The organism is Flectobacillus sp. BAB-3569, assembly GCF_002270355.1.
Lineage (GTDB): Bacteria > Bacteroidota > Bacteroidia > Cytophagales > Spirosomataceae > Flectobacillus > Flectobacillus roseus.
The window spans coordinates 26,246-49,384 of record NZ_NJFZ01000009.1 but is presented as its reverse complement, the minus strand read 5'-3'; the positions used below and the strand labels follow the sequence as shown (position 1 = coordinate 49,384).

Annotated in this window: 16 protein-coding genes; 7 read left to right on the top strand and 9 right to left on the bottom strand. The window is 37.6% G+C overall.

The window, feature by feature from the left end; all coding sequences use genetic code 11:
• Nucleotides 1-166 precede the first annotated feature (166 nt).
• The 8 genes from BWI92_RS09490 to murF all read right to left on the bottom strand — a co-directional run bounded on the left by BWI92_RS09490 (nucleotide 167) and on the right by murF (nucleotide 11,503).
• Nucleotides 167-1,195, bottom strand: a complete 1,029-nt coding sequence (locus tag BWI92_RS09490) for a quinone-dependent dihydroorotate dehydrogenase (RefSeq protein ID WP_095162393.1) — start codon at nucleotides 1,193-1,195, stop codon at nucleotides 167-169.
• A 204-nt stretch (nucleotides 1,196-1,399) separates the two neighbouring features.
• Nucleotides 1,400-1,978, bottom strand: a complete 579-nt coding sequence (locus BWI92_RS09485; protein ID WP_095162391.1) for an outer membrane lipoprotein-sorting protein — start codon at nucleotides 1,976-1,978, stop codon at nucleotides 1,400-1,402.
• A gap of 421 nt (nucleotides 1,979-2,399) precedes the next feature.
• Entirely contained in the window at nucleotides 2,400-3,632 is a 1,233-nt protein-coding gene (locus BWI92_RS09480) for a TCR/Tet family MFS transporter (protein ID WP_095162388.1), read from the bottom strand.
• A gap of 679 nt (nucleotides 3,633-4,311) precedes the next feature.
• The gene (locus BWI92_RS09475; protein WP_095162387.1) at nucleotides 4,312-5,223 is read right to left on the bottom strand and encodes a sugar phosphate isomerase/epimerase; all 912 of its coding nucleotides are present in this window, start codon (nucleotides 5,221-5,223) and stop codon (nucleotides 4,312-4,314) included.
• Nucleotides 5,224-5,475: 252 nt separating this feature from the next.
• On the bottom strand, nucleotides 5,476-7,029 hold the full coding sequence (locus BWI92_RS09470; RefSeq protein WP_229362919.1) for an OmpA family protein: 1,554 nt from the start codon (nucleotides 7,027-7,029) through the stop codon (nucleotides 5,476-5,478).
• A 349-nt stretch (nucleotides 7,030-7,378) separates the two neighbouring features.
• Complete coding sequence (gene ahcY, locus BWI92_RS09465) at nucleotides 7,379-8,695, bottom strand: adenosylhomocysteinase (RefSeq protein ID WP_095162385.1); 1,317 nt, start codon at nucleotides 8,693-8,695, stop codon at nucleotides 7,379-7,381.
• A gap of 364 nt (nucleotides 8,696-9,059) precedes the next feature.
• Entirely contained in the window at nucleotides 9,060-10,046 is a 987-nt protein-coding gene (locus BWI92_RS09460; RefSeq protein ID WP_095162383.1) for a hypothetical protein, read from the bottom strand.
• A gap of 146 nt (nucleotides 10,047-10,192) precedes the next feature.
• Nucleotides 10,193-11,503: a UDP-N-acetylmuramoyl-tripeptide--D-alanyl-D-alanine ligase gene (gene murF / locus BWI92_RS09455; RefSeq protein WP_310588888.1), complete on the bottom strand. Its 1,311-nt coding sequence runs from the start codon at nucleotides 11,501-11,503 to the stop codon at nucleotides 10,193-10,195.
• A 285-nt stretch (nucleotides 11,504-11,788) separates the two neighbouring features.
• Between murF and BWI92_RS09450 the strand changes: the two genes are divergently transcribed.
• The 7 genes from BWI92_RS09450 to BWI92_RS09420 all read left to right on the top strand — a co-directional run bounded on the left by BWI92_RS09450 (nucleotide 11,789) and on the right by BWI92_RS09420 (nucleotide 21,861).
• Nucleotides 11,789-14,014: a T9SS type A sorting domain-containing protein gene (locus tag BWI92_RS09450; RefSeq protein ID WP_095162379.1), complete on the top strand. Its 2,226-nt coding sequence runs from the start codon at nucleotides 11,789-11,791 to the stop codon at nucleotides 14,012-14,014.
• A 696-nt stretch (nucleotides 14,015-14,710) separates the two neighbouring features.
• Nucleotides 14,711-15,565 carry an EboA domain-containing protein gene (locus BWI92_RS09445; RefSeq protein ID WP_095162377.1) on the top strand — a complete coding sequence of 285 codons (855 nt, stop codon included), beginning with the start codon at nucleotides 14,711-14,713 and terminating at the stop codon, nucleotides 15,563-15,565.
• A gap of 70 nt (nucleotides 15,566-15,635) precedes the next feature.
• Entirely contained in the window at nucleotides 15,636-16,655 is a 1,020-nt protein-coding gene (locus BWI92_RS09440) for a TatD family hydrolase (protein WP_095162375.1), read from the top strand.
• Nucleotides 16,656-16,954: 299 nt separating this feature from the next.
• Nucleotides 16,955-17,809: a UbiA-like protein EboC gene (gene eboC, locus BWI92_RS09435; protein ID WP_095162373.1), complete on the top strand. Its 855-nt coding sequence runs from the start codon at nucleotides 16,955-16,957 to the stop codon at nucleotides 17,807-17,809.
• Between the two features lie 270 nt (nucleotides 17,810-18,079).
• Entirely contained in the window at nucleotides 18,080-19,234 is a 1,155-nt protein-coding gene (locus tag BWI92_RS09430) for a 3-dehydroquinate synthase (protein WP_095162371.1), read from the top strand.
• A 29-nt stretch (nucleotides 19,235-19,263) separates the two neighbouring features.
• On the top strand, nucleotides 19,264-20,460 hold the full coding sequence (eboE, locus tag BWI92_RS09425) for a metabolite traffic protein EboE (RefSeq protein ID WP_095162369.1): 1,197 nt from the start codon (nucleotides 19,264-19,266) through the stop codon (nucleotides 20,458-20,460).
• 33 nt (nucleotides 20,461-20,493) lie between these two features.
• A complete protein-coding gene (locus tag BWI92_RS09420) occupies nucleotides 20,494-21,861 on the top strand; it encodes an alkaline phosphatase family protein (RefSeq protein WP_095162367.1) in 1,368 nt (455 codons plus the stop codon).
• Between the two features lie 57 nt (nucleotides 21,862-21,918).
• Here BWI92_RS09420 and BWI92_RS09415 read toward each other — a convergent pair whose 3' ends face one another.
• Nucleotides 21,919-22,617 carry a hypothetical protein gene (locus tag BWI92_RS09415; RefSeq protein ID WP_095162365.1) on the bottom strand — a complete coding sequence of 233 codons (699 nt, stop codon included), beginning with the start codon at nucleotides 22,615-22,617 and terminating at the stop codon, nucleotides 21,919-21,921.
• Between the last annotated feature and the right edge of the window lie 522 nt (nucleotides 22,618-23,139).

The window sequence follows — 23,139 nt, the reverse complement described above, 5'->3', positions numbered from 1 at the left end:
TTCGCCCTTCGAAATGATGATTTGAGTTATTTCAACCTCTCAAATCGGATTAGAGTAAGGAAAAAATCAATAGGGACAAAGGTTCAAAGGCACAAAGTGAAATAGTGATTTTAATTAGAATAATAAACACTTTGCCACTTTGCACCTTTATGACTTATGCCTTTAGTTACTTCTTCTTCGCCAAATAACGATTAATTCTACTTACCAGTCCTGGACCTTCGTAAATGAAACCTGTATATACTTGAACCAAATCAGCGCCAGCGTTTAGTTTCTCTTCAGCATCTTCTGGAGAATGAATACCTCCTACACCAATGATAGGAAATGCTTTTCCTGATTTTTGTGACAAATAACGAATCACTTCTGTTGAGCGTTTGGTTACGGGTTTTCCACTCAATCCTCCCATTTCTTTAACTAATTCTTCAGAAGATTGTAAGCCTTCTCTTGAAATAGTGGTATTGGTGGCAATAACTCCCGCAATTTTAGTTTCTTGTACAATTTCAATAATATCATCCAATTGCGATTTGGTCAAATCTGGTGCAATTTTCAACAAAATTGGCTTTTGTTTCGGACGACGTTCATTATCTTTTTGCAACGTTTGTAACAAATCCTTCAAAGGTTCTTTTTCTTGCAAAGCTCTTAAGTTTGGCGTATTGGGCGAGCTTACATTTACCACAAAATAGTCAACCACATCGAACAGTTCGTTGAAGCAAATCATATAATCATTCACTGCTTCTTCGTTTGGTGTAACTTTATTTTTACCAATATTTCCACCAATCAAGACATTACTATTACGCTTTTTCAAACGTGCTGCCGCTTCCTTTACACCATCGTTATTAAAACCCATTCGGTTGATTAAGGCTTCGTCTGCTTTCAAACGAAACAAACGAGGTTTATCGTTGCCGGGCTGAGGTTTTGGGGTAAGTGTTCCTATTTCTACAAAGCCAAAACCCATCGCAGAAAGTTCATCTACTAATACCGCATTTTTATCCAAACCAGCCGCTAAGCCAACTGGATTTTTAAATTTTAACCCAAATACCGTTTTTTCCAAAGTAGGATTTTCATACTGATAAATAGCTTTGAAAATGGTTGGAAAAAAAGGGATTTTGAATAATGCCTTTATTAAATCAAAAGTAAAATAGTGAGCCTTCTCGGCATCAAAACGAAATAAGAGTGGCTGTAAAAAAAGTTTATACATTATATTGTCAGAATCTGCGCCCGTATCCGAAGGATTGGAGGACTTTTTAAGATTTATTACAATAACAAAATTACAAAAAGGGCAAACAAAAACCTCACAGCTTTTGGATTTAGCTATGAGGTTTTGAAATTGTTTTGGTCAAATAGAAAAGTTTTTCCTCATTCATGGGTTCAAACCAGAATTTTAGAGTAAAAATCCTCTATTTTACTTTTTTGAAGGTTTTTTGAAAATTGCTTCATCTATTGTTGGATTCAATTTGATAGAATCAACTTCCATTGTCATTTGACCTCCTCCCATCGGTGATGGAATTTCGGTAGTGAATGGAAAAATCAAACCGTCTACGGCTTTAAAATTTGAAAAAGACAATTCAATATCTGTACTTTTGGCATTAATCACTCTGCTAGCAGTAGTTTTAACAATATAATATGTCGATGGCGAAACGAATACATTGGTTACATCACCATTTTTTTCTGTCAATTTCAAACGATACGCCTCCACATTGTCAACTTTTTCTTTGCCAACCAATTCAAGCGTAGCTCCTTTTTCAACGTAATCGATTAGTGCGCCGCCAAAATTCATTTGACCTTTAGTTTGTTTTGCCACTGCATTCGGTAATTCTTGAGGTTCGCCAGTACCTCCCATCATAGACGGAAGAATGGTCCAGCCTTGATCTCCGTCTAAGGCTGTTACTATTTTTTGCCCCATCACAGATGCCTCAGTACGAAGTCCCTTCCCTACCAAAATAATAGATTTAGACTCCACGTCCATCCCACCTATCGACATACGATTCTTGATTTCGATGCCTTTAATGGCTTTCCATTTTTCTGCTCCACCAATAGCTTCGATATGTTTTTTGCTATTTCTTCGGCTGTTTGAGCCATTGATGACACTGTGGTTGCGACAACAACTAGTGCAGAGACTAAAAATTTTGAAACCTTCATTTTTTGTTTAGTTTTAGTTAATAAGGTATTAAGTAATAGTGCTGAATTATGAGTTATGAATTGTGAATGTTTTTTTTAAATTATCAACATTTTAATTCCAGATCAGATTGAACAATTAGGCTTTCGGCAGAAATGTAATCATGATTTTTTCAAAATACTATTTAAACCTATGGCTTACCTCAATCAAACCTTTGAGCTCCAATTCCTGCTTGAAAGCTACTTTATTTATTGCTACTTATCAAACGGAATTAGGACAAAACGTATTATTCGCTGACAGATGGTTGTACTTTCTTTTTGGGAAAAGATAAATACGCAATCACAAGTCCAAGAGCTGCCAACACCGAACCCGAAAAAAATGCTGCCCCTGGGAAATAAATTGGAGCATTGGGAGAAGAAAAATAGCTGAATAAGTTAGAGGCAATAATAGGCCCCAAGATGGAGGTCATACTAAATATACTGGTAATTCCACCTTGTAACTCGCCTTGTTCATCGGCTCCAACCTGCTGTGTCATAACCGATTGTATTGCAGGCCCTGCAATACCTCCCATGGCAAAAGGCATCATCACGACGTACATCATCCAACCTTTCCAAGCTATAGAATATAAGAAAAAACCAGCCGACCAAAAGGCCAATCCAACCAAGATAGATTTTTTCTCTCCAAGTTTAGGTATAATTTTTCTACTCAAAAACCCTTGTACAATAGCAACTGCCACGCCAGCAAAGCCTAGGGACAAGCCAATCTCTGTTTTAGTCCAATGAAATACGAGTTTGGTGTAATATGCCCATGTACTAGGATTGGTTTGTCCCGCCAATTGGATACAGAATAACGCGATAGACAAGCCAAACAATAGAGGATATTTGGTCATGTTCGACAAGGTTCCTATTGGATTCGAGCGACGCCAATCAAAGGGACGACGGTTTTCTTTAGGTAAAGATTCTGGTAAAATAAAATACCCATATAGCCAATTAATGGCCGTTAGTCCTGCCGAAGCAAAAAATGGTAATTTGATATGAATTTCGCCCAAAACACCTCCAATAACAGGCCCAATAATAAAACCGAGACCAAATGCAGCACCGACCATTCCAAAATTTTTGGCACGGTCTTCTGGTTTGGTAATATCAGCAATATATGCACTTGCGGTAGTGAAGCTCGCTCCTGTAACGCCTGCAATCAAACGACCCACAAATAACCAAGTAATATTAGGGGCAAAAGCCAATAATAGATAATCTACCGAGAAGCCAAATAATGATGCTAAAATAATCGGGCGACGACCATATTGGTCGCTCAAACCACCTATAACAGGCGATAACAAAAATTGCATTACGGCATAAGATGCCATTAGCATTGAACCATAAATAGCGGCATTGGAGGTTCCTCCTCCAACAAATTCCTCAATTAAGTCTGGTAAAATTGGAATGATAATACCAATACCAAGAACATCAATGAGCATGGTGATAAAAATAAAAATAATGGCAGGGTTGCGCTTGTCAGACATAACGACGAAGTGTTTAGCGATTGTTTAAGGCTTTTCAGAACATTAACTTTTTAATAAGACACGACCATACGTCGCTATGATAGCATGAACTACAGTATCATTTCGCATGATAGTTTTTCATGAGATCACAAGTATCTTATCTTAAAATCAAAAAGCTAATAATTACCGAAAATGTATTGTAAAGAATATTCGAAAGGGCATTCTCGCTGTCAGAAGTCAGCTAATGGGTGTACTAGATAGGGTTATCCAATGCCTACACCAAAACCTTAGAGGAAATAGTTAATTCATAATATGTTGGTTTTGAAAACCCTGCAAGATAGGTGTTTTTGTAGAAAAAGGCAAAAACATGAGGTATTTCTATATTCAGTGATTTAGAGGTTGAGCGAATGAGTGATTATTTTTAATCTACATTTTCTAGTAGAGACGCAATGCTTTGCGTCTAAAGATTTGTCAATTAGAATTTTAGCTTAAAAAATGCGACCGAAATTATTTTTTCGATCGCATTTTTTGATAAACAGTTGGTTAATAACTCAAATGTCAAAATTTGGGATGACTCAACTGAAGACGCAAGCATTGCGTCTCTACCGCTAGAATACAGATTTTTAAACAATCACTCATTCGCTCAACCACTAAATCACTCAATTGGATATTCAATATCACTCAGATACGCTCAAACATTCTATATTTTTTGTTTCAAAGTATCATTCAAATAGGCTTTGCTGATAGTCGCTGATTCAAGAGGTGTGCGATTCGGTTCGGGTACACCATCCAACTCAACCACAGCCCAACGGTTAAATTTAACTTTTTCTAAAGCCTTAAATACCGCTGGCAAATCCACGTTTCCTTGTCCTAACTCCACAAATTTATAGGCTTTAGGGTCTGGTTTATCTGCTAGAGGTGATTTCACATCTTTGATATGTAGTGCAAACAATCGGTCTTTATACTGCTCAACTGCCTTGGCAGGTACGCCTCCTCCTTGGTGATAATGGGCTACATCCAAAAGCATTTTTACAAATTTTGGATTCGTTTCTTGCATCAAAATATCTACCTCTTCTGGTGTTTCTCCCCATTGATGCATGTGATTATGATAAGTAGTTTGAACACCCAAATCAGCTGTTTGTTCTCCAATTTGGTTCATCACTTTTGCCAAAGCTTTCAATTCATCTTTGGTTGGCGCTTGGTTATTTTTTCGCAGACTATTAGTCAATTGAAGGGCATCGCCACCCAATGCTTTTACAAAACTCGCATGTGCCACGTGGTAATCCACATTGCTTGAAATACGAGCTGTATCTACCTCCACATTACCACTAGAAAACATAGCTAATGATAAATGATGCTGGTTCAATAAGTCTTTTAACTCCTGAACTTTCGTTTTATAATTATCATAAGCATTGGCACGAAGCTGAATTCCTTTGAATCCCAAAGAGGCAATATCCTGCATGGCATTGAGGTCTTTTCCTCCCCAAGTAATGGCAGAATAGGCAATTTTGATAGATGATGGTTTTGCAGCAAAAAGCGATTGTGAGAGCATAGAAGCAGCCCCAATCATAGTTAAGTCAGCTAAAAACTGACGACGGTTTGAAGTAGACATAAAGGTAGTAAGTTTGTTTCTCGAAAAAGTAAACGAGAGGGCTTTTATACTGATTTTCAAGGAAAAGCTTTTTTTCTGAGTTTATAATTTAAAGTATTACATAGCACCATCAGATAATAGTGATGAATTGTGAGTGGTGAATTGTGAATGTAATTTTTTTATTATTGCTGATTGGGGCTTGCTGATTTCGGAAATAATGTAAAATAGTAAGTTAGAAATCCGAAATCAAACATTCCCAAATCTGCCATCATATCACTGTCGGATAAACTCTACACGGCGATTTTTCTTTTTATTTTCTTCCGTCGAATTTGGTACAACGGGATCTAGAGGCCCACGCCCGACCGCCTTCAGTCTATCCGCTTGAATACCTTTTGTCACTAAATAGCCTATGACTGACTGGCAACGGTCTTGTGATAATTTTAGATTTAAGTTAAAATCTCCCACATTGTCGGTATGACCCCGTATTTCGAGTTTAAGACTTGGATTATCTCTCAAAAGATTGACCAATGAATCTAATTCTTGAAATGATTCTTTTCGTAAAACAGGACTACTCTGGTCGAAATATAAATTGAGCAAAGTAATAGCTCGACCCTTTTCGATAACCCCAAACTCCTTTGATTGAATAACGAGATTAGGCTCTGCTTTGGCTATTACTTTTTTCTTTTTTAGAATAAAATCAATTGAAAATTGTTTATTCTTGATAAAATTCAAAGGTGCGAAACGAGTAATAACAGGCTCGTAGCCATTGGCAACTACATGAATACTGTACTCTTTGGAAGGATACAATTCGACCATTGGAAATAGACCTTGAAAAGCTAGGGGTAGCATGGTATTCGTCTCTAAATCGAATACTTTGTACGAAGCCTGAATATGTTCTGTAAGTTCTTGATCTTCCCAGGATTTCAGGAGAAATGTGTAGCTTTTTCGTTCGAGGGGAATAATCAATTTTGAAAGATTCAACAGGGTATCCGTCACGACAAAATGCTTAGCATAGGTTTGATATTCTTTAGCTGCTATTTCAACGTCTATTTCATCACCATCTACCAAAAGTACTTTGTAGGGCTTGGTTTCAGTCAATTTTAAGTTTGTTGAAACCACCTCAAATACAGGAATCAAATCTTTGGTCAGCTGGTCTTGTGCCACTACTGGAATGACGACACTCGCTTTTTTGACTGGTGTCAACATATAATTTAGCACTCTGTCGAGACTTGAGGAGTCTAATTTGATAGTTTGTGGTTCATATCCTTTTGCCGAAATTTCGAGTTCATATTTGAGAGGTGAATCAAACAAATTCAAATATACTATGCCTTCTGTACTGATAGCTAGGTACTTTTGTAACTCTTCAGTATCGATATTTTTGACAATATAATTTACTTTTTTGACATTCTTCTTCGACTCTGCGTCAATGGCATTGACACGAATAACCCCCACTGCTTTTTCCATTAATGCTTCAAATTCATAATGTTTTCCGAATGGAGCCAGTAAAATTTGGAAGGTTCGTTGTTGGTTCTGATAGCCTTCTGATTGGGCGATGATTGTCAGTTTTGTTTCTTTTGTAAAAGTGACAACATGCGTAGAAGCAGTTTCGATAAGTGTCTTTTGACCATTCTCATACTGTACGATGAATTGACCAAAAATATATTTTCGGGAATGTTTATCTCTCAAACGAAGCGTTAGTGAAGACGGCGTATAAGTCTGCTCTGTTTCCTTTTTGACAGAATCAGCAGCGAAATTTTTCCCCCATATCGGATCTTCACAGGTGACCAATAAAAAAATAAAGCAAGCACAATGTAAAATACCTTTCATATAAAGCACAAAGTAAAAAAATCAGTAATTCACTCAACAAATAGGTAAGTGGTTGTGCAACAGAGTATATAATTTGAGGTATTGGGTTCATGTAAAACTTATCGATTCAAACGAATCGAAAGCTACTTAAGATTTAGTAGTGTCCAAATCCTAAGATTTCTTTTTTCGGAGGTTAAAGAACAATAATTAGTTTGATTTTTTTAATGGATAGGATAAGGGAGAATTTGTCCAAATTTAGTAGACTTCTTGAATAAATTCAAAATATTTGGAGACTTCTATATTAAAGCACAAAGCCCCAACTACCGAAGTAATTGAGGCTTTGATATATAGGTCGTTTTAGGACAGAATCCTAGTAACGGTACAAGTCAGATTTGAATGGACCTTCTACTGTTACGCCGATATAAGCAGCTTGCTCTTCGTCTAATACTTCTAATTTAGCACCGATGTGAGCTAAGTGCAATTTCGCTACTTTCTCATCTAGGTGTTTTGGAAGGATATATACGTTTTTCTCATACTTGTCTGTGTTCAACCACAACTCTAATTGAGCCAAAGTTTGGTTACAGAATGAGTTAGACATTACAAAAGAAGGGTGACCCATTGCACAACCCAAGTTCACTAAGCGACCTTCAGCCAATACAATGATTTCTTTTCCTTCTACAGTATACAAATCAACTTGTGGTTTGATTTGTTGTTTAGTAGCGCCGTAAGTTCCGTTCAACCAAGCCATATCGATTTCGTTATCGAAGTGACCGATGTTACAAACTACCGCTTTGTCTTTCATTGCTAAGAAATGACGACCTTTGATAATGTTTACGTTACCTGTAGCTGTTACAAAAATGTTTGCACGAGTAGCAGCTTCGTCCATTGTAACTACTTCAAAACCGTCCATTGCCGCTTGAAGCGCACAAATTGGGTCAATTTCAGTTACTAACACACGGCAACCAGCACCACGCAATGATTCAGCAGAACCTTTACCTACGTCACCATAACCAGCAACTACAGCTACTTTACCAGCCAACATCAAGTCAGTCGCACGACGGATTGAGTCAACTAATGATTCTTTACAACCGTATTTGTTATCAAATTTAGATTTTGTAACTGAGTCGTTAACGTTGATAGCTGGTAAATACAATGTACCATTTTTCAAACGCTCATACAAACGGTGAACACCTGTTGTAGTTTCTTCAGACAAACCTTTGATACCACCAATCAATTCTGGGTAGTTATCAAATACCATGTTAGTCAAGTCACCACCGTCATCCAAAATCATGTTCAAAGGTTGACGATCTTCGCCAAAGAACAAAGTTTGTTCGATACACCAGTTGAACTCTTCTTCGTTCATACCTTTCCAAGCATAAACTGGGATACCTGCAGCAGCGATAGCAGCAGCAGCGTGATCTTGTGTAGAGAAGATGTTACAAGAAGACCAAGTTACATCAGCACCCAAAGCTACCAATGTCTCAATCAATACAGCAGTTTGGATAGTCATGTGCAAACATCCTGCGATGCGAGCACCAGCCAATGGCTTAGACTCACCATATTCAGCACGAAGCGCCATCAAACCTGGCATTTCAGCTTCAGCCAAACGAATTTCTTTGCGACCCCAATCAGCAAGGGCGATGTCTTTTACTTTGTACGGAGTGTACGGTTGTGTTGTAGTTGACATTTATTTTTTACTTTTATTATTTCTAGCACTTGAAAAATTAAGCTTTTAAAAAACTCTATCTCAGCCACTTAAATAGCTATATTGTTTTTTGATTATTTACTCAATTCTTTATAAAGTACAAAATTAGTAGGTTTTATGAAGATTTAAAAAGCAAACCAATAAATCATTTGGTATTGAATCAAAAAATAGAAATTATAAAACATAAATGCTTATATTTTTGATAAATTATCTAAAAACATACAGTATTAAAGATAATTTATTTAATTCATAGTACAGTGTTTTATGAAATGAAAAAGCACAATACAAATCAATAAAACTCTTTGACTTGTATTGTGCTTTTTTTGGGTGAGTCTTCCATGAATACCTACTTAATTTCAAAACCGCCAATTCCGATTTTAAAACCTTCGGCAAACAACTCAACCGTATATTTACCCGAACGATATGCCGTGCCTCTGTGGTAGGCAACTTCTACGAATTGATTGATATTATCGTAATAAATTTCAGCCTTGGTGGTGTACGCGTAATCTTTGCCTTCAAAAATAAAACTACCTGAGCCTGTTGCCGCATCAAAAAGTGTTGACCCATCAGGATCGAGAATACGAATGAAAACGGTTTTCTTTTCGTGCTCGGTCAATTCATTTTTGGCTAGCATAAAAGAAATTTTAAGACGAGCTAATTTGTCATTTCTCATTCTTCTGTCATCAAATTCTCTGCCTTTTTGATTGATACCTGTAATTTTCACAAACTCCGTTTTTAAGGCTGTCGCACGTGAGACTTTTTCGGCTAATGCCTTATTCCGAATATCCGCATCTTCTTTTTGGGCACGTATTCGAGCAGCAGTAGTGGCAAGTGCAGACTTTTCGGACCTTAAACTGGTGTTCTCTTCGCTAAGATCTTCATTTTGTGAAGCCAATTCTGTATTCTCTGCCCGCAAGCGTTGTATTTCTTGCTCTTTAACAGTTAGTAGTGACTCATAATTCAAAATTTTAGCCTGATACGTAGCCTTAATACTCGCAATTTCTTCAGAAGTATTTTTGAGTAGTTGAGCCTTATCCAGCTCCAACTTAGCTTTGGCTTTTTGTAGCTCAGATATATCTCCTCCCAGTTCTTGAATCTCTGCAATCTTACTATCCAATTGATGCATAATAGAATCTAGCTTGATACGAGTCTCGGCCAACTGTACAACTTTTTCTTCGATGACTTCTTGTTGACTTTTTTTAATATCATTGCTTTGAATTACCATGTATAGCAACACAGCCGCTACCACCGACACGACAGCAATACCTGCTCGCAGCATTCCATTGACACCCTGATTAGGCCCTCTTAGTTCTTTAAACGAATCATTACTCATATTTTCAAACAAAGTTAGAGAAATTGCACTGTAACACTTTAGGCTGTAAGCTATATGCCGTAAGCAAAAAGTTAAATGTTTTATTCATGAAAGAATATAAACTTTTTTGCCTAATGCCCACAGCTTACAGCTTAAAGCATATTGATTTACAAAAACTGTAATACACTTTCTAAGCCCATTCCTCTCGAACCTTTCACGAGAATATGGGTATTTTCAACTTTATGGTCTTGCAACCATACGTGCAAACCAAATTTGTCTGGGAAGTAATGCACCTTCATAATGGGTAACTGAGACACAGCGGATTCCATCAATTTTCCTGCCAAAAGAATATAGTCAAATTGACAATTTTTCAAGAGTTCTCCGATAGCTTTATGCTCTGCTTCTGCCTCCTCTCCCAACTCAAACATATCGCCCAAAATCACCATTTTTTTATCTGCCTTCAAATTATTGAAATTGGTAATAGCGGCATTCATTGAAGATGGGTTTGCATTGTACGCATCCATCAAAACAAGATTTGTTCCTTTTTCAACAAACTGCGAACGGTTATTATTTGGCACATAGTCAGCCACTGCCTGACAAGCAGTTTGAGTATCTATGCCAAAATATTGCCCTATGCGAATGGCAGCGCACATATTGAAGAAATTGTATTTACCCGTCAAATGAGTGGTGTAAGCATGTCCGTCCGAGTCTTCAAACGTCACGCTCGGGATTTCTTCAGTCAAGGTTACTACGGTAGCAAAATCAGTACTTGGCTCAGCACTATAAGTAATTACCTCAGCAAAGTTTTTGCCTTGCGTCATTTCATAAGTTGGAGTTGAAGCAATATTGACAAAAACGGTTCTATGATTTTCTGATAAAAAATCAAACAATTCACCTTTACCTTTTCTAACACCTTCTACCCCACCAAAACCCTCTAAGTGAGCTTTGCCAATATTAGTAATAAAACCATGTGTTGGTTCACAAATTTCAGCTAATTCCTTGATATCGCCTTGCTTGTTGGCACCCATCTCGATAATCGCCAGCTCTATCGAATCATCAATCGCCAATACTGTTAAAGGTACTCCAATATGATTATTGAGGTTTCCAAGCGTTGCATACGTTTTATATTTTTTGGATAAAACACAGTTTATCAGCTCCTTAGTGGTGGTTTTCCCATTTGAACCAGTGAGCCCCACGAAAGGAATATTCAACTGTTTGCGATGGTAATTGGCTAGTTGTTGTAAAGCCAGTAGACCGTCCTCGACCAATAAATAACGTTCATTTTGAACAACAGCGGGGTCATCAACTACCACATATGCAGCACCTTTTTCAAGTGCTTGGGTCGCAAACTGGTTGGCATCAAAGTTGGGTCCTTTAAGAGCCACAAACAAAACTCCTTGATCAATCTTACGGGTATCGGTAGATACGCCAGTACATTCTTTGTATTTTTGGTATAATTCGCTAACCGAAATCATCATTTTTGTCGTTTAGTTGTTATCAACAATTTGCCGAAGAAAAGGTTTGATAATAATAGAATCTCTCGTACTAGTTATAAAGACTACGCTATTTTTTACTTTATTTTGAAAAAACATGCAACCCTCTTTGTATTCAATTGGGTCTTTTAGAAAAGATGATTTTTCCTTTTTGTCGTAAAAAAAATAATATACTGATTAATAATCAATTAAGCCTCACAAACTAGTTATCTGTTAAAAACACATCTTATTTCGTATAATTCAACTGCGAAATAAGCAAACAAATATCGAATGAAAAAATTACTTACGCTCTATATCGTTTGGTCTTCCATTCAAATTTATGCCCAAGAAATATCTTTTAAGTATAATGACCAAGTAAAAATCATCCAGAATGGACAAAACCTTGTCAATGCCTTTGCAGGTGGTTTGAATGCCCCACAGTTTTCGACTTGTCAGCTCAACAACGAGGGTCCAGAAGACTTAGTTGTTTATGACCGTACTGCCCAGAAGGTATTTACTTTTTTGGCTACCAAGAATACTTCTGGAGTATATTATTGGCAATATGCACCACAATACGAAACGTTATTCCCTACACTGCAAAACTGGATGCTATTGGTAGATTATGACAAGGACGGTCGAAAAGATTTGTTTACGCACTCCTCAGCAGGATTAAAATTGTACCGCAATACCACTACTGCGGATAAGGTTTCGTGGCAATTGATTGCGAGTCCACTTTATAGCATCGGTTTTTCAGGGAAAATCAATCTCAATGTAACCGCTACCGATATTCCTGCGATTACAGACATCGATAACGATGGCGACATTGATGTTTTATTATTTGATCCTTCGGGCGATTTTGTCGAATTTCATAGAAATAATGCCGTCGAGAAATACAACGACCCAACTCGTCTCGAATTTGTAAAAATCGGTTATTGCTGGGGGGATTTTATCAAGCAATTATGTCAAGATTTTCAGTTTGGGATAGATTGTGGTGATACACCTGCTGGACAAAAATCTACAGACCCTAGTGCGCAAAAAGTCCTTCATTCGGGCAATGCCTTGCTATTACTTGACTTAAATGGTGACAATAAAAAAGATGTGCTTTTTGGACATATCACCTGTAACAATATTGCTGCGCTGATCAATCAGGGTACGCAACAACGCGCCTCTTTTAAGTCGGCAAACTATGTGTATCCCACCAATACCACTGCCATTGATTTCCCTATCTTTCCAGCGGTATATTTTGAAGACCTAGATTTTGACGGCATCAAAGACTTAGTGGCAGCACCAAACGGATTTGACAGTGCGGAAAGAACTGTTGACTTTCAACAATCTGTATGGTTTTATAAAAATACAGGAAAAGATAACTTGCCTATTTGGAATTTTCAGGGTAAAAATTTTCTCCAAAATACCATGCTCGATTTAGGAGAAAACGCCTCTCCTGTCTTGGTCGATATTGACGGTGATGGCGACAAAGATTTGGTGATTGGATATAGCGGAAATATAACCTTAACTGGCGTAAAAGCTGGTTTGGTTTTATTGGAAAATAAAGGCGATAACACATTTGAAGTAAAGGATACCGATTATTTGGGACTCCTAAAATCTATGCAATTGTTGGATGTTCGTCCCTTCGTGGCTGATATTAATGGCGATGGTGTCGATGATTTGGGCTTTAGTTCTAATTCGTCTAAAGGTATGGAAATCAGATATATTCCCAACAAGGCAGCTCGTAATCAAGCATTTAATATTCAGTTGAGCAACGCTGTTTTATTGCCCACCTTTACAGACTTTTTAGCTGGCGAATCTGTCACTTTTTTTGACTTTGATAAAGACGGAAAAATGGATATCTTACATGGAACCTCTCGTGGAAATATTCGCTTTATCCAAAATACTGGAAGTAATCAATCACCTAAGTATGTGGTGCAAAATGATAACTTAGGCAAGCTTCAAACAGATTATATCGCAGGTAATGTATTTCTGACAACAGGTGATGTCAATCTTGATGGAAAAACTGATTTGCTTGTTGGGAATCGTACTGGCAATATGAGTATTTATAGAAGTTTCCAAGAGCAAAACACCAATCAATTTGTAGCAGATACTAGTCTGATATTCAACAGTTTTAGTAATAAGTCTGAAAACTTATTGATTGGAGGAAATGCCACAATTGCCATTGGAGATTTGGACAATGATTTGCTTCCTGATGTAATCATTGGTACTAATACTGGAGGATTACGAGTATTAAAAAACCTTACCAAGGTGGTCATTACTGGTACTGAGCAAGACCAAATTAGTCAGGTTTATCCAAACCCCACCAATAGGTATGTCTATGTGAAAATGACCGAAAATGCACAGGCAACGCTGATTGATTTGAGCGGTAGTATTGTCCAAAATACAAGAATGGTTCGTGCCAATACAGAAGAGGTCTTCGACTTGCAGGGACTACCCACAGGTATGTATCTGCTCAAAATAGAAACAGGTAAAAAGTCTCAAACCTCTAAAATCATCTTGAGAAATTAGGGCTATTCTATGGCTTTTAGCTGGACAAAATTGAATCTCCTAGTTCAAGACTTAGTCTTGGACTTTCTTTTTTTATACAGTTTACAAGTGTTTTAGTAAAATTGAGTGCCAAAGTCTAAAATTTCCTCAAAATCTCCTAGTTCAAGACTTAGTCTTGGACTTTCTTTTTTATACAGTTTACAACTGTTTTAGTAAAATTGAGTGCCATCCTCAAAATCTGTGATGCCTCCTATTTTTACAAAAAAACTATAACAAGCGCCCAAGGAATTTTGTACTAACCTCTCTATTTAGCCATTATATTTATTTTCTCACAAAGGGACAATAATTGAATTATTTCTATTTAATTTTGTTATAAATCATTTGATTTTGAGTTAGTGCGCAAAATCAAATCTAATTTTTTAGCTTTCGGCTTTCAGCTATGTGCATTCGGCAAAAACGTATCTATCGTTACTAAAAAATTATTTAACTCGCTTTGCCTTGTGCCTGTTGACTTGTACCTAAAACCCAAAACTTAAGTTTATAGGAAAAAAATAAACATTGATTATTGTCATAAATGATGTTTTTCCCTAAAAAACAAGACACCAAGCTGAGTAGATGTTTTTATCTTTACAAAAAGAAAGAAAAGGTTTTTGGTCTACATAAAAGATTTTTTTTGGATACCCCCAAAACCCTGAGTCATAAAACTATCCCAAAACGATGACGTCTATCCAACATATACTATTCAGTGCTATTGAGGCCACAGCAAATGAGAAAGAATTAGAGTGGGTTAAAACTAAGGCTAATTCTGATGTAAAAGCGATTCAAATAGCCTTTGTTTCAGCGCCTAGATTTATTCGCAAAGTAGCAATTCGTGTCGACGAAAAGGTAATTCATTCGGTTGTACCAGATTGGCAAATTGAAGAATGGACTTTAGAAAGATTGGTACGTGTTTATCTGCTATTGCATATTCCAAGCGAACAAAGTGAAGAATATGTCAAAAATATAGAAACGCTTTTTGATACCGCCGAAATCAATGAATTAGTAGCGCTTTATTCGGCCTTGCCTGTATTGTCCTATCCAGAGAAATGGCTTTTTAGAGCCACAGAGGCTGTTCGCTCTAATATGGGCGTCGTTTTTGATGCTATCGGATTTGGCAATCCTTACCCTTTTCTACATTTTTCAGAACTAGCATGGAATCAATTGGTGCTAAAATGTATTTTTAATGATAAACCTATTCATTTGATTGTAGGCTTGGAAAAACGTGCTAACCGCAAACTTGCTGAAACACTTTCAGACTTTGCGCATGAGCGCTGGGCAGCCGACCGCAAAGTGCCTGCACAAGTATGGCGTTTGGTAATCAATTTTATGAATGATACAATTTTGGCTGATTTGGATAAACTTTTTCTGTCAAATGACATCCAAAATCAAACAGCAGCAGCTTTGGTATGCTCCGAAACATCATTTCCTGGTGCTGAAAGTTTGTTAGAAAATTACCCTCAATTACGAGCTTCTGTGCAAAAAGGACAATTTAGCTGGAAGCAATTGGAGGTTCATCAACTGTGTTATGTGTAGTGACTCAAAAGATAAGAAGGAAACGCAAGTAACTCACTAACTCACTCATTTTCAATCCACTCATTCGATTATGTGTAATAAACATTCAGAAATACAACAAAATCCTTCGCACTTTGAAGGTTCGGCAGAGGAGAAAGTAACTGCACAACACGTGCAGGCCAATTTCATGGATTATATAAAGGATATGAAGTTTTTTGACCCTCATATCCACATGACTTCACGTACGACCGACGACTACCAAGCCTTAGCCGACGCTGGTGTTGTGGCGATTATCGAACCTGCTTTTTGGTTAGGACAACCCCGCACAGGTTTGGCGACATTCAAAGATTACTTTAGCAGTCTGGTAGGTTGGGAAAGATTCCGCTCGTCACAATTTGGTATCAAACATTATTGTACCATCGGGCTTAATTCTCGCGAAGCCAACAACGAACCCTTGGCAGAACAAGTCATGGAGATTTTGCCACTATATCTTTACAAAGAAGGCGTGGTTGGTGTTGGAGAAATTGGTTTTGATGACCAAACTCCCGCAGAAGAAAAGTATTATCGTTGGCAATTAGATTTAGCCAAAGAAGCTAATTTACCCGTACAAGTTCACACGCCACACCGCGATAAACGCAAAGGTACCGAGCGTAGTATGGCTATTGCGCTCGAACATGGTATTGCTCCCAACATGGTAATCATTGATCACAACAATGAGGAAACCGTAAAAAGTGTGCTCGACCAAGGTTTCTACGCAGCATTTACGATTTATCCATTTACCAAAATGGGTAACGAAAGAATGGTAGAAATTGTAAAACAATATGGCTCTGAAAGAATCATGATTAATTCTGCGGCTGACTGGGGTATTAGCGACCCACTTGCCGTTGCCAAAACTGCCGCTTTGATGAAAATGAAAGGCATTTCGGACCATGACATCAAAATGGTTACTTATCAAAATGCCATCGACGCATTTGCACAAAGTGGTCAAATCAACGTGGAGGATTTTGAGAACAATACGGTTATTGACCAAAGTAAAACTTTCAATGGAAATACCATTTTGAGAGGAGGACAACAACCACGTATTGATAAAAATGCGATAGTGATTAGATAGGTAGGAGTGATGAATTGTATTTTAGGCACAAGGCAACAGGCACAAGGCAAAGAGTGTTAATTGTTTTTAATAAGCATAAACAGGCTTTTTTCCAAAGCCCATCGCCGAAAGCCGTTACCTGAAAGCTTAAAGCACAATCTAAAATTTTGTTTTACCCGCATTAGGCTAAATAAACAAAAAGTATTTCTCACGAATTTTTGCATAATGCCTACAGCTTATCGCCTACAGCACATTAATGCGATTCTCTATTTTTAACTTCTTTAATAGACAAATTGAAACTTAAATATTATTTACAACTCATGCGACCGGCGAATATGATAACGGCGGTCGCAGACATTTTGGCAGGTATGAGTATTGTACACTTTGTGTTTGATACAAACTATTTTCATGTACAATCTGTTCTATACTTGTCTATATCCACCTTGGGATTGTATGGAGGTGGTGTGGTGTTCAACGACGTATTCGATGCCGAATTGGATGCTATCGAACGCCCCGAACGAGCGATTCCGAGCAAAAAAGTGACTCTTACCGAGGCGAGCATTTTAGGAAGTATTCTGTTACTAATCGGAGTAATTAGTGCCTATTTACAAAGTCCATTAAGTGCCATCTTTGCGATAATAACCGCTGTTGCAGCCTTAGTTTATGACAAATGGGGAAAACATCATTCCTTTTTAGGTCCCATCAACATGGGATTATGCAGAGGTTTTAACCTATTGCTAGGTATGAGTGTCATGCCCGAACAATGGCAAGATTTCCAATATTTAGCCATTATTCCAGTTATATATATTGCTGCAATTACGATGGTAAGTCGTGGTGAGGTACATGGAGGAAGTAAAAATATCCTATACTTTGCAGCGCTTTTATATCTATTGGTGAGTTCGGCGCAGTTGTATGTATCTTTTACAAGAGGGACACTTTGGCTGACATTTATTTTGGTAGCTATCCATCTTTATTTGATTGGAAAACCACTATTCAAAGCTATTCAACTTCCTATAGGTCCCAATATCGGAAAAGCTGTAAAAGCAGGCGTATTATCCTTAATCATTATGGATGCCGCTTGGGTGAGTTTATCAGGAAATATTGTTCAGACCTTAATCGTTGTATTGCTTTTACCACTATCAATGCGTTTGGCAAAAATGTTTGCAGTAACGTAATTGTGAATGATGAATTATGAGTACAAATTTATGATTACTAATATCTTAACTCATCAATAGTCAGCTATCGTATTAGGTAGAAAAGCTTCTATGAATTCATAAGAAATATTTTTGCCGAAAAGCCCATAGCTGAAAGCCGAATGCCAAATAATTGAATTTAATTCACAATTCATCATTCACGATTCATCACTAAAAATCACCACATGTTAATTGTATGACTTAGCGCCCGAAAGTATTCTTAGGCACTAAATGACTTAAAATCTTAATTCAATGTCAGTTATTCAGCAATCTTTTCAGGTACAATTTTCTTATAATATCCAATTTACTAAAAACTTATTTGCGCCTGAAAACTCATTATTCATAGATTTTCTCCGTAACTACGGTAGTCCAACCTTCAAAAAGAAAATACTTTTTCTCATTGACGAAGGCGTTGCCGAGGCACATCCTTACTTGCAAGATGCCATTCGTAACTATTTTGCAACCCAAGATGCCATTGAACTTGCTTCAGATATTCTGGTATTGCCAGGAGGAGAAATCGTCAAAAATCAACCTAGTTATTTCGACAAAGCTCTCGAAGCGATTGATACTTATGGTATCGACCGCCATTCGTTCGTGGCTGCCATTGGTGGTGGTGCGTTTTTGGACATGACAGGCTACGCTTCGGCGGTGGCGCATCGTGGGGTCAAGCATATCCGCATACCAACGACGGTTTTGTCACAGAATGATTCGGGAGTTGGGGTAAAAAATGGGATTAACTATATCGGAAAAAAGAACTTCTTAGGCACATTTGCTCCCCCTGTAGCAGTGTTCAACGATAGTAATTTCTTGACAACCCTCAACGACCGTGATTGGCGTTCGGGCATTGCAGAAGCCGTTAAAGTAGCCTTAATCAAGGATTTGACGTTTTTCACATGGCTCGAAGATCATGCTTTTGCTTTGGCAAATCGCGATGAGGACGCCATGTACCAGCATATTTTCCGTTGTGCCGAATTGCACGTCCAGCATATCTCTAGTGGCGACCCATTTGAAAGTGGTTCAGCAAGACCTTTAGATTTCGGACATTGGGCTGCACATAAGTTAGAATATCTTACCAATTTCAGTATTCGTCACGGCGAAGCTGTTGCGATTGGTATTGCCTTGGATTCGGTGTATTCGCATCTCAAAGGTGATTTAACCGAAAATGATTTGCAGAGAATCATTACACTTTTACAAAATTTAGGCTTTGAGCTATATCACCCTGCCTTAGCTGAAAACGATAAAATCAATCTTTGGAAAGGCTTAAATGAATTTAGAGAACATCTTGGCGGTCAATTAACCATTACTTTGTTAAAAGCATTAGGCAAAGGCGAGGAAGTTCACGAGATAGATTTTGAATTAGTAAAACAAGCCGTAGATTATCTGGCTTCGAAGGTTTGTGTATTTTAGGGCTTTTAGGACATTAACAATAAACTAGCATGAAAACTCCCAATGGTCATTTGACTTATTGTAGCAATATCCATACAGGTGAAGATTGGCAACATCATTTTTCGGTACTTCAAAATAGTATTCCCATAATCAAACAACAGGTAAGCCCTGATGCACCGATGGGAATTGGCTTACGATTAGCTAATCAGGCGAGTATTGATTTAAGTCAAAAAGATCATCTTGAAACTTTCAAAAATTGGCTATCTGAGCAAAATTGTTATGTATTCACGATGAATGGATTTCCTTATGGAGATTTTCATGATGCTGTAGTAAAAGACCAAGTTCATGCACCTGACTGGACTACCACCAATCGTCGTGATTATACCATCCGAATGTTTGAAATATTGGCTGACATTTTACCAACCGATATGCAAGAAGGTGGGATTTCGACCTCGCCTCTCTCCTATCGTTATTGGTGGGAAACGCCTCAAAAACTGGCTGATGCTATTGCTATTTCGACGACGCATATTTTACAAGTAGTTGAAAAACTGGCTGAAATTCAGCAAACGACGGGCAAAATATTACACTTGGATATAGAACCAGAACCAGATGGTATCTTAGAAAATTCGGCTGAGTTCATCGACTGGTATCAACATATATTACTGCCAACAGCCAAAGAACATTTTAAAGATAAGAACCTGACAGACAAACAAATAGAAGACCTAATTCATACGCATGTCCAACTATGCTATGATATTTGCCATTTTGCAGTAAGCTACGAAAAGCCTGAAGCGGCTTTGGCAAAACTAGCGGAATTAGGGATTAAAATTGGCAAGTTTCAGGTTAGTTCAGCGATTCGAGTAGTATTTGATGAGCAAAAAGTGGAAAAACTCGCAGCTTTGGCACAATACAACGAACCTACCTATTTGCACCAAGTAGTCGCGTTAAAAGAAGATGGAAGTTTTGAGAAATTCACTGACCTTGGCGATGCCTTAACCGCTGCTCAAACAGTGTCTTATCAAGAATGGCGAGTACATTTCCACGTACCTCTATTTATTGAACATTACGGACTTTTGTCATCAACCAGAAACGATATTGTTGAAACATTGGCTTTGCATAAACAAAAGCCTGCCACCAATCATCTCGAAATCGAAACATATACATGGGGCGTTTTGCCCGCAGAAGTGCAGGCGCCATTAAATGACTCTATTGTTCGAGAAATCGCCTGGGTAAAAACCTTGGTCTAGCCCTAAATTCATTGCTCCCAATTTTTTAGAAATATGAAAAAAACTGTTGTTATTGATATAGTTGGGCTTAGCACCAGCGTAATTGGTGAACATACACCATTTTTGAAAAAGTATTTTGAAGATCATCATTTTACCCATATCAAACCTGTACTTCCTGCGGTAACTACCACAGCACAAAGTACTTATGTAACAGGCAAATTCCCTACAGAACATGGAATCGTAGGTAATGGTTGGTATGATCGTACTGAATCTGAGGTAAAGTTTTGGAAACAATCTAATAAGTTGGTACAGTCAGAAAAAATCTGGGACGCTGCCAAAAAATTAGACTCCAACTTTACTTGCTCAAAGATGTTTTGGTGGTATAATATGTATTCAACTGCCGATTATTCAGTAACACCAAGACCTCAATATCATGCTGATGGTGTAAAAGCGCCCGACTGTTATTCGCATCCTTCAAGTTTGAGAGATGAGCTACAAGCTGAACTCGGAACATTTCCACTTTTCAACTTTTGGGGTCCCAATGCCAACCTTAAATCTTCGAAATGGATAGCCGATGCTTCTGTTTGGGTAGACAAAAAACATGACCCTACGTTGACCTTAATCTACCTCCCACATTTGGATTATTGTTTACAAAAATATGGGGTTGATTTCACGAAAATTCATAAAGAATTGGGTGAAGTAGATAAGTTGGTGAAAGATTTAGTGACGCATTATCGCCAAAAAGATTGTAATATCATTTTACTTTCTGAATATGGTATCAATACGGTCAACAATCCAATCCATATCAATCGTATTTTAAGAGAAAATAACTTAATCAATGTACGTGTAGAAAAAGGTTTGGAGCTATTAGATGCGGGCGCTTCAAAAGCTTTTGCAGTCGCCGATCATCAAATAGCACACGTGTATGTCAACGACAAAACACAGCTTGAAAAGGCAAGAACAATCTTAAATAATATTGCTGGGGTAGCCTTAGTTTTAGACGAAAATACCAAAAAAGATTATCATCTTAACCACGAGCGCTCAGGCGATTTTGTCTTAATGGCCGACGCAGATAGCTGGTTTACCTATTACTATTGGTTCGACGATGCAGTAGCACCTGACTATGCCCGTTTGGTGGATATTCACCGCAAGCCAGGGTATGACCCAGTTGAGATGTTTATGAATCCTAAAAATCCTTTGATTAAGTTACGCGCTGCTTATAAACTTGCGCGTAAATTACTTGGATTCAGATATCTAATGGATGTTATCCCATTGGATGCCACACTGGTAAGAGGCTCGCATGGTGGTATCAATATTGGTAAAGAATATTATCCAATCCTTGTAACAGACAAAGCAATCGACAAAAAGGAAATCGATGCTACTGAAGTTTATCAAGTCATTTGGGAACACTTGGTAAACTAATAAAATCTTACTGAGCGATTGAAAAACAACACAATCGCTCAGTAAAATCATTTAAAACTACTGATTTGTCACCTCTATAAACTCTACATTTACACCAGTGTAGTACAAAGTTGTAGTAGCTTCAAAGCCCGAGTCGGTACCAATCATCAACCATAATTGTCCTTGAGCGTCGGTTTTACCCGTAAATGTTCCCGAACGTTTAACCAAGGTATATTGATTTTTGTCGGTTCCATTCGCTACATTTCCCATTACTTTCATGTCTTTGCCGTCCGCAGCTTGTGAAATTTTTCCTACATTTTTGATTCTGTAATAGCCGTTATCAACCTCTTTTTTTGGTTCGATTGCGCTAAATCCTGCTCCGAAATACACACTCTCGCCTGGCGAACCACCCACTCCCATCATACCGTTAGGTACTGTACTTGCAAACTCCACCTCAAATTTGGCATTGTACGTCTGATTAGGTTTAAGACCTGTTACTTTCTTTTTCAAGAACATAAATAAATCATCGCTATGATTATTTCCTGAAATTCGTAGAGCTTTTTTTGCTGTATCCAGAGGTGCAGGTAGTTTGGTATGGCTGTAGCTCAACTCATAAAACACAGAATCGGTTGTTGGATAATCTGCAAAATCACCTACCCAACCTTGACTGTTTGTCGTAAATTTATCAGATAAAACGAAGCGTGTAGGAAAGCTATCATTGTCAGAACAAGACATCAAAGTAGCCGCAGCGATGATACTAAAAAGGTATTTTTTCATAATGTTGTGTTGATTTGTTTTGCTTTAAAGAGTGCGTAAAATCAACGGAAGGTTGGAACGAAGTTGTAATTTTTCCTAAAAAAGTATTTAATAATGTGACTATCAGAGCCTTATTTTTTCATTTTTCCCAAACTTGATGCAGTTGATTAGGTAGCTAAAAACTGAATCTTCAAAAAATTGAGTATAATTACTTTTTTTATCCAAAGTTTTGTAACTTTATCCTATCAATATTTCTATCGAGTTATCCAAACACACCCAAATATCATTTTTCCTCTCTGAAAGCTACATTTTTTATGTTTTTTCGATAAAAACAATCAACAAATTCAAAATTCTACCACTTTTAATTCAGTATCTCAAACTCAATTTATTTTAGTTTCACATTTTTCAATAAGGTAGTATTCTCTCTAATTTATTAAATTCCCACTATTGTGTACTATTATGACACCTAAGTTCGACAATTTACATCGCTTTGAGCATCTGAGCTCGACCCTCAAATCCGCTCTTGAGGAAAGAGCCATAACT

Excerpts from the sequence above, each read along its gene's own strand:
- BWI92_RS09490 (WP_095162393.1), bottom strand. The coding sequence starts at position 1,195 with ATGTATAAACTTTTTTTACAGCCACTCTTATTTCGTTTTGATGCCGAG.
- BWI92_RS09485 (WP_095162391.1), bottom strand. The coding sequence starts at position 1,978 with ATGTCGATAGGTGGGATGGACGTGGAGTCTAAATCTATTATTTTGGTA.
- BWI92_RS09480 (WP_095162388.1), bottom strand. The coding sequence starts at position 3,632 with ATGTCTGACAAGCGCAACCCTGCCATTATTTTTATTTTTATCACCATG.
- BWI92_RS09475 (WP_095162387.1), bottom strand. The coding sequence starts at position 5,223 with ATGTCTACTTCAAACCGTCGTCAGTTTTTAGCTGACTTAACTATGATT.
- BWI92_RS09470 (WP_229362919.1), bottom strand. The coding sequence starts at position 7,029 with ATGAAAGGTATTTTACATTGTGCTTGCTTTATTTTTTTATTGGTCACC.
- ahcY (WP_095162385.1), bottom strand. The coding sequence starts at position 8,695 with ATGTCAACTACAACACAACCGTACACTCCGTACAAAGTAAAAGACATC.
- BWI92_RS09460 (WP_095162383.1), bottom strand. The coding sequence starts at position 10,046 with ATGAGTAATGATTCGTTTAAAGAACTAAGAGGGCCTAATCAGGGTGTC.
- murF (WP_310588888.1), bottom strand. The coding sequence starts at position 11,503 with ATGATGATTTCGGTTAGCGAATTATACCAAAAATACAAAGAATGTACT.
- BWI92_RS09450 (WP_095162379.1), top strand. The coding sequence starts at position 11,789 with ATGAAAAAATTACTTACGCTCTATATCGTTTGGTCTTCCATTCAAATT.
- BWI92_RS09445 (WP_095162377.1), top strand. The coding sequence starts at position 14,711 with ATGACGTCTATCCAACATATACTATTCAGTGCTATTGAGGCCACAGCA.
- BWI92_RS09440 (WP_095162375.1), top strand. The coding sequence starts at position 15,636 with ATGTGTAATAAACATTCAGAAATACAACAAAATCCTTCGCACTTTGAA.
- eboC (WP_095162373.1), top strand. The coding sequence starts at position 16,955 with ATGCGACCGGCGAATATGATAACGGCGGTCGCAGACATTTTGGCAGGT.
- BWI92_RS09430 (WP_095162371.1), top strand. The coding sequence starts at position 18,080 with ATGTCAGTTATTCAGCAATCTTTTCAGGTACAATTTTCTTATAATATC.
- eboE (WP_095162369.1), top strand. The coding sequence starts at position 19,264 with ATGAAAACTCCCAATGGTCATTTGACTTATTGTAGCAATATCCATACA.
- BWI92_RS09420 (WP_095162367.1), top strand. The coding sequence starts at position 20,494 with ATGAAAAAAACTGTTGTTATTGATATAGTTGGGCTTAGCACCAGCGTA.
- BWI92_RS09415 (WP_095162365.1), bottom strand. The coding sequence starts at position 22,617 with ATGAAAAAATACCTTTTTAGTATCATCGCTGCGGCTACTTTGATGTCT.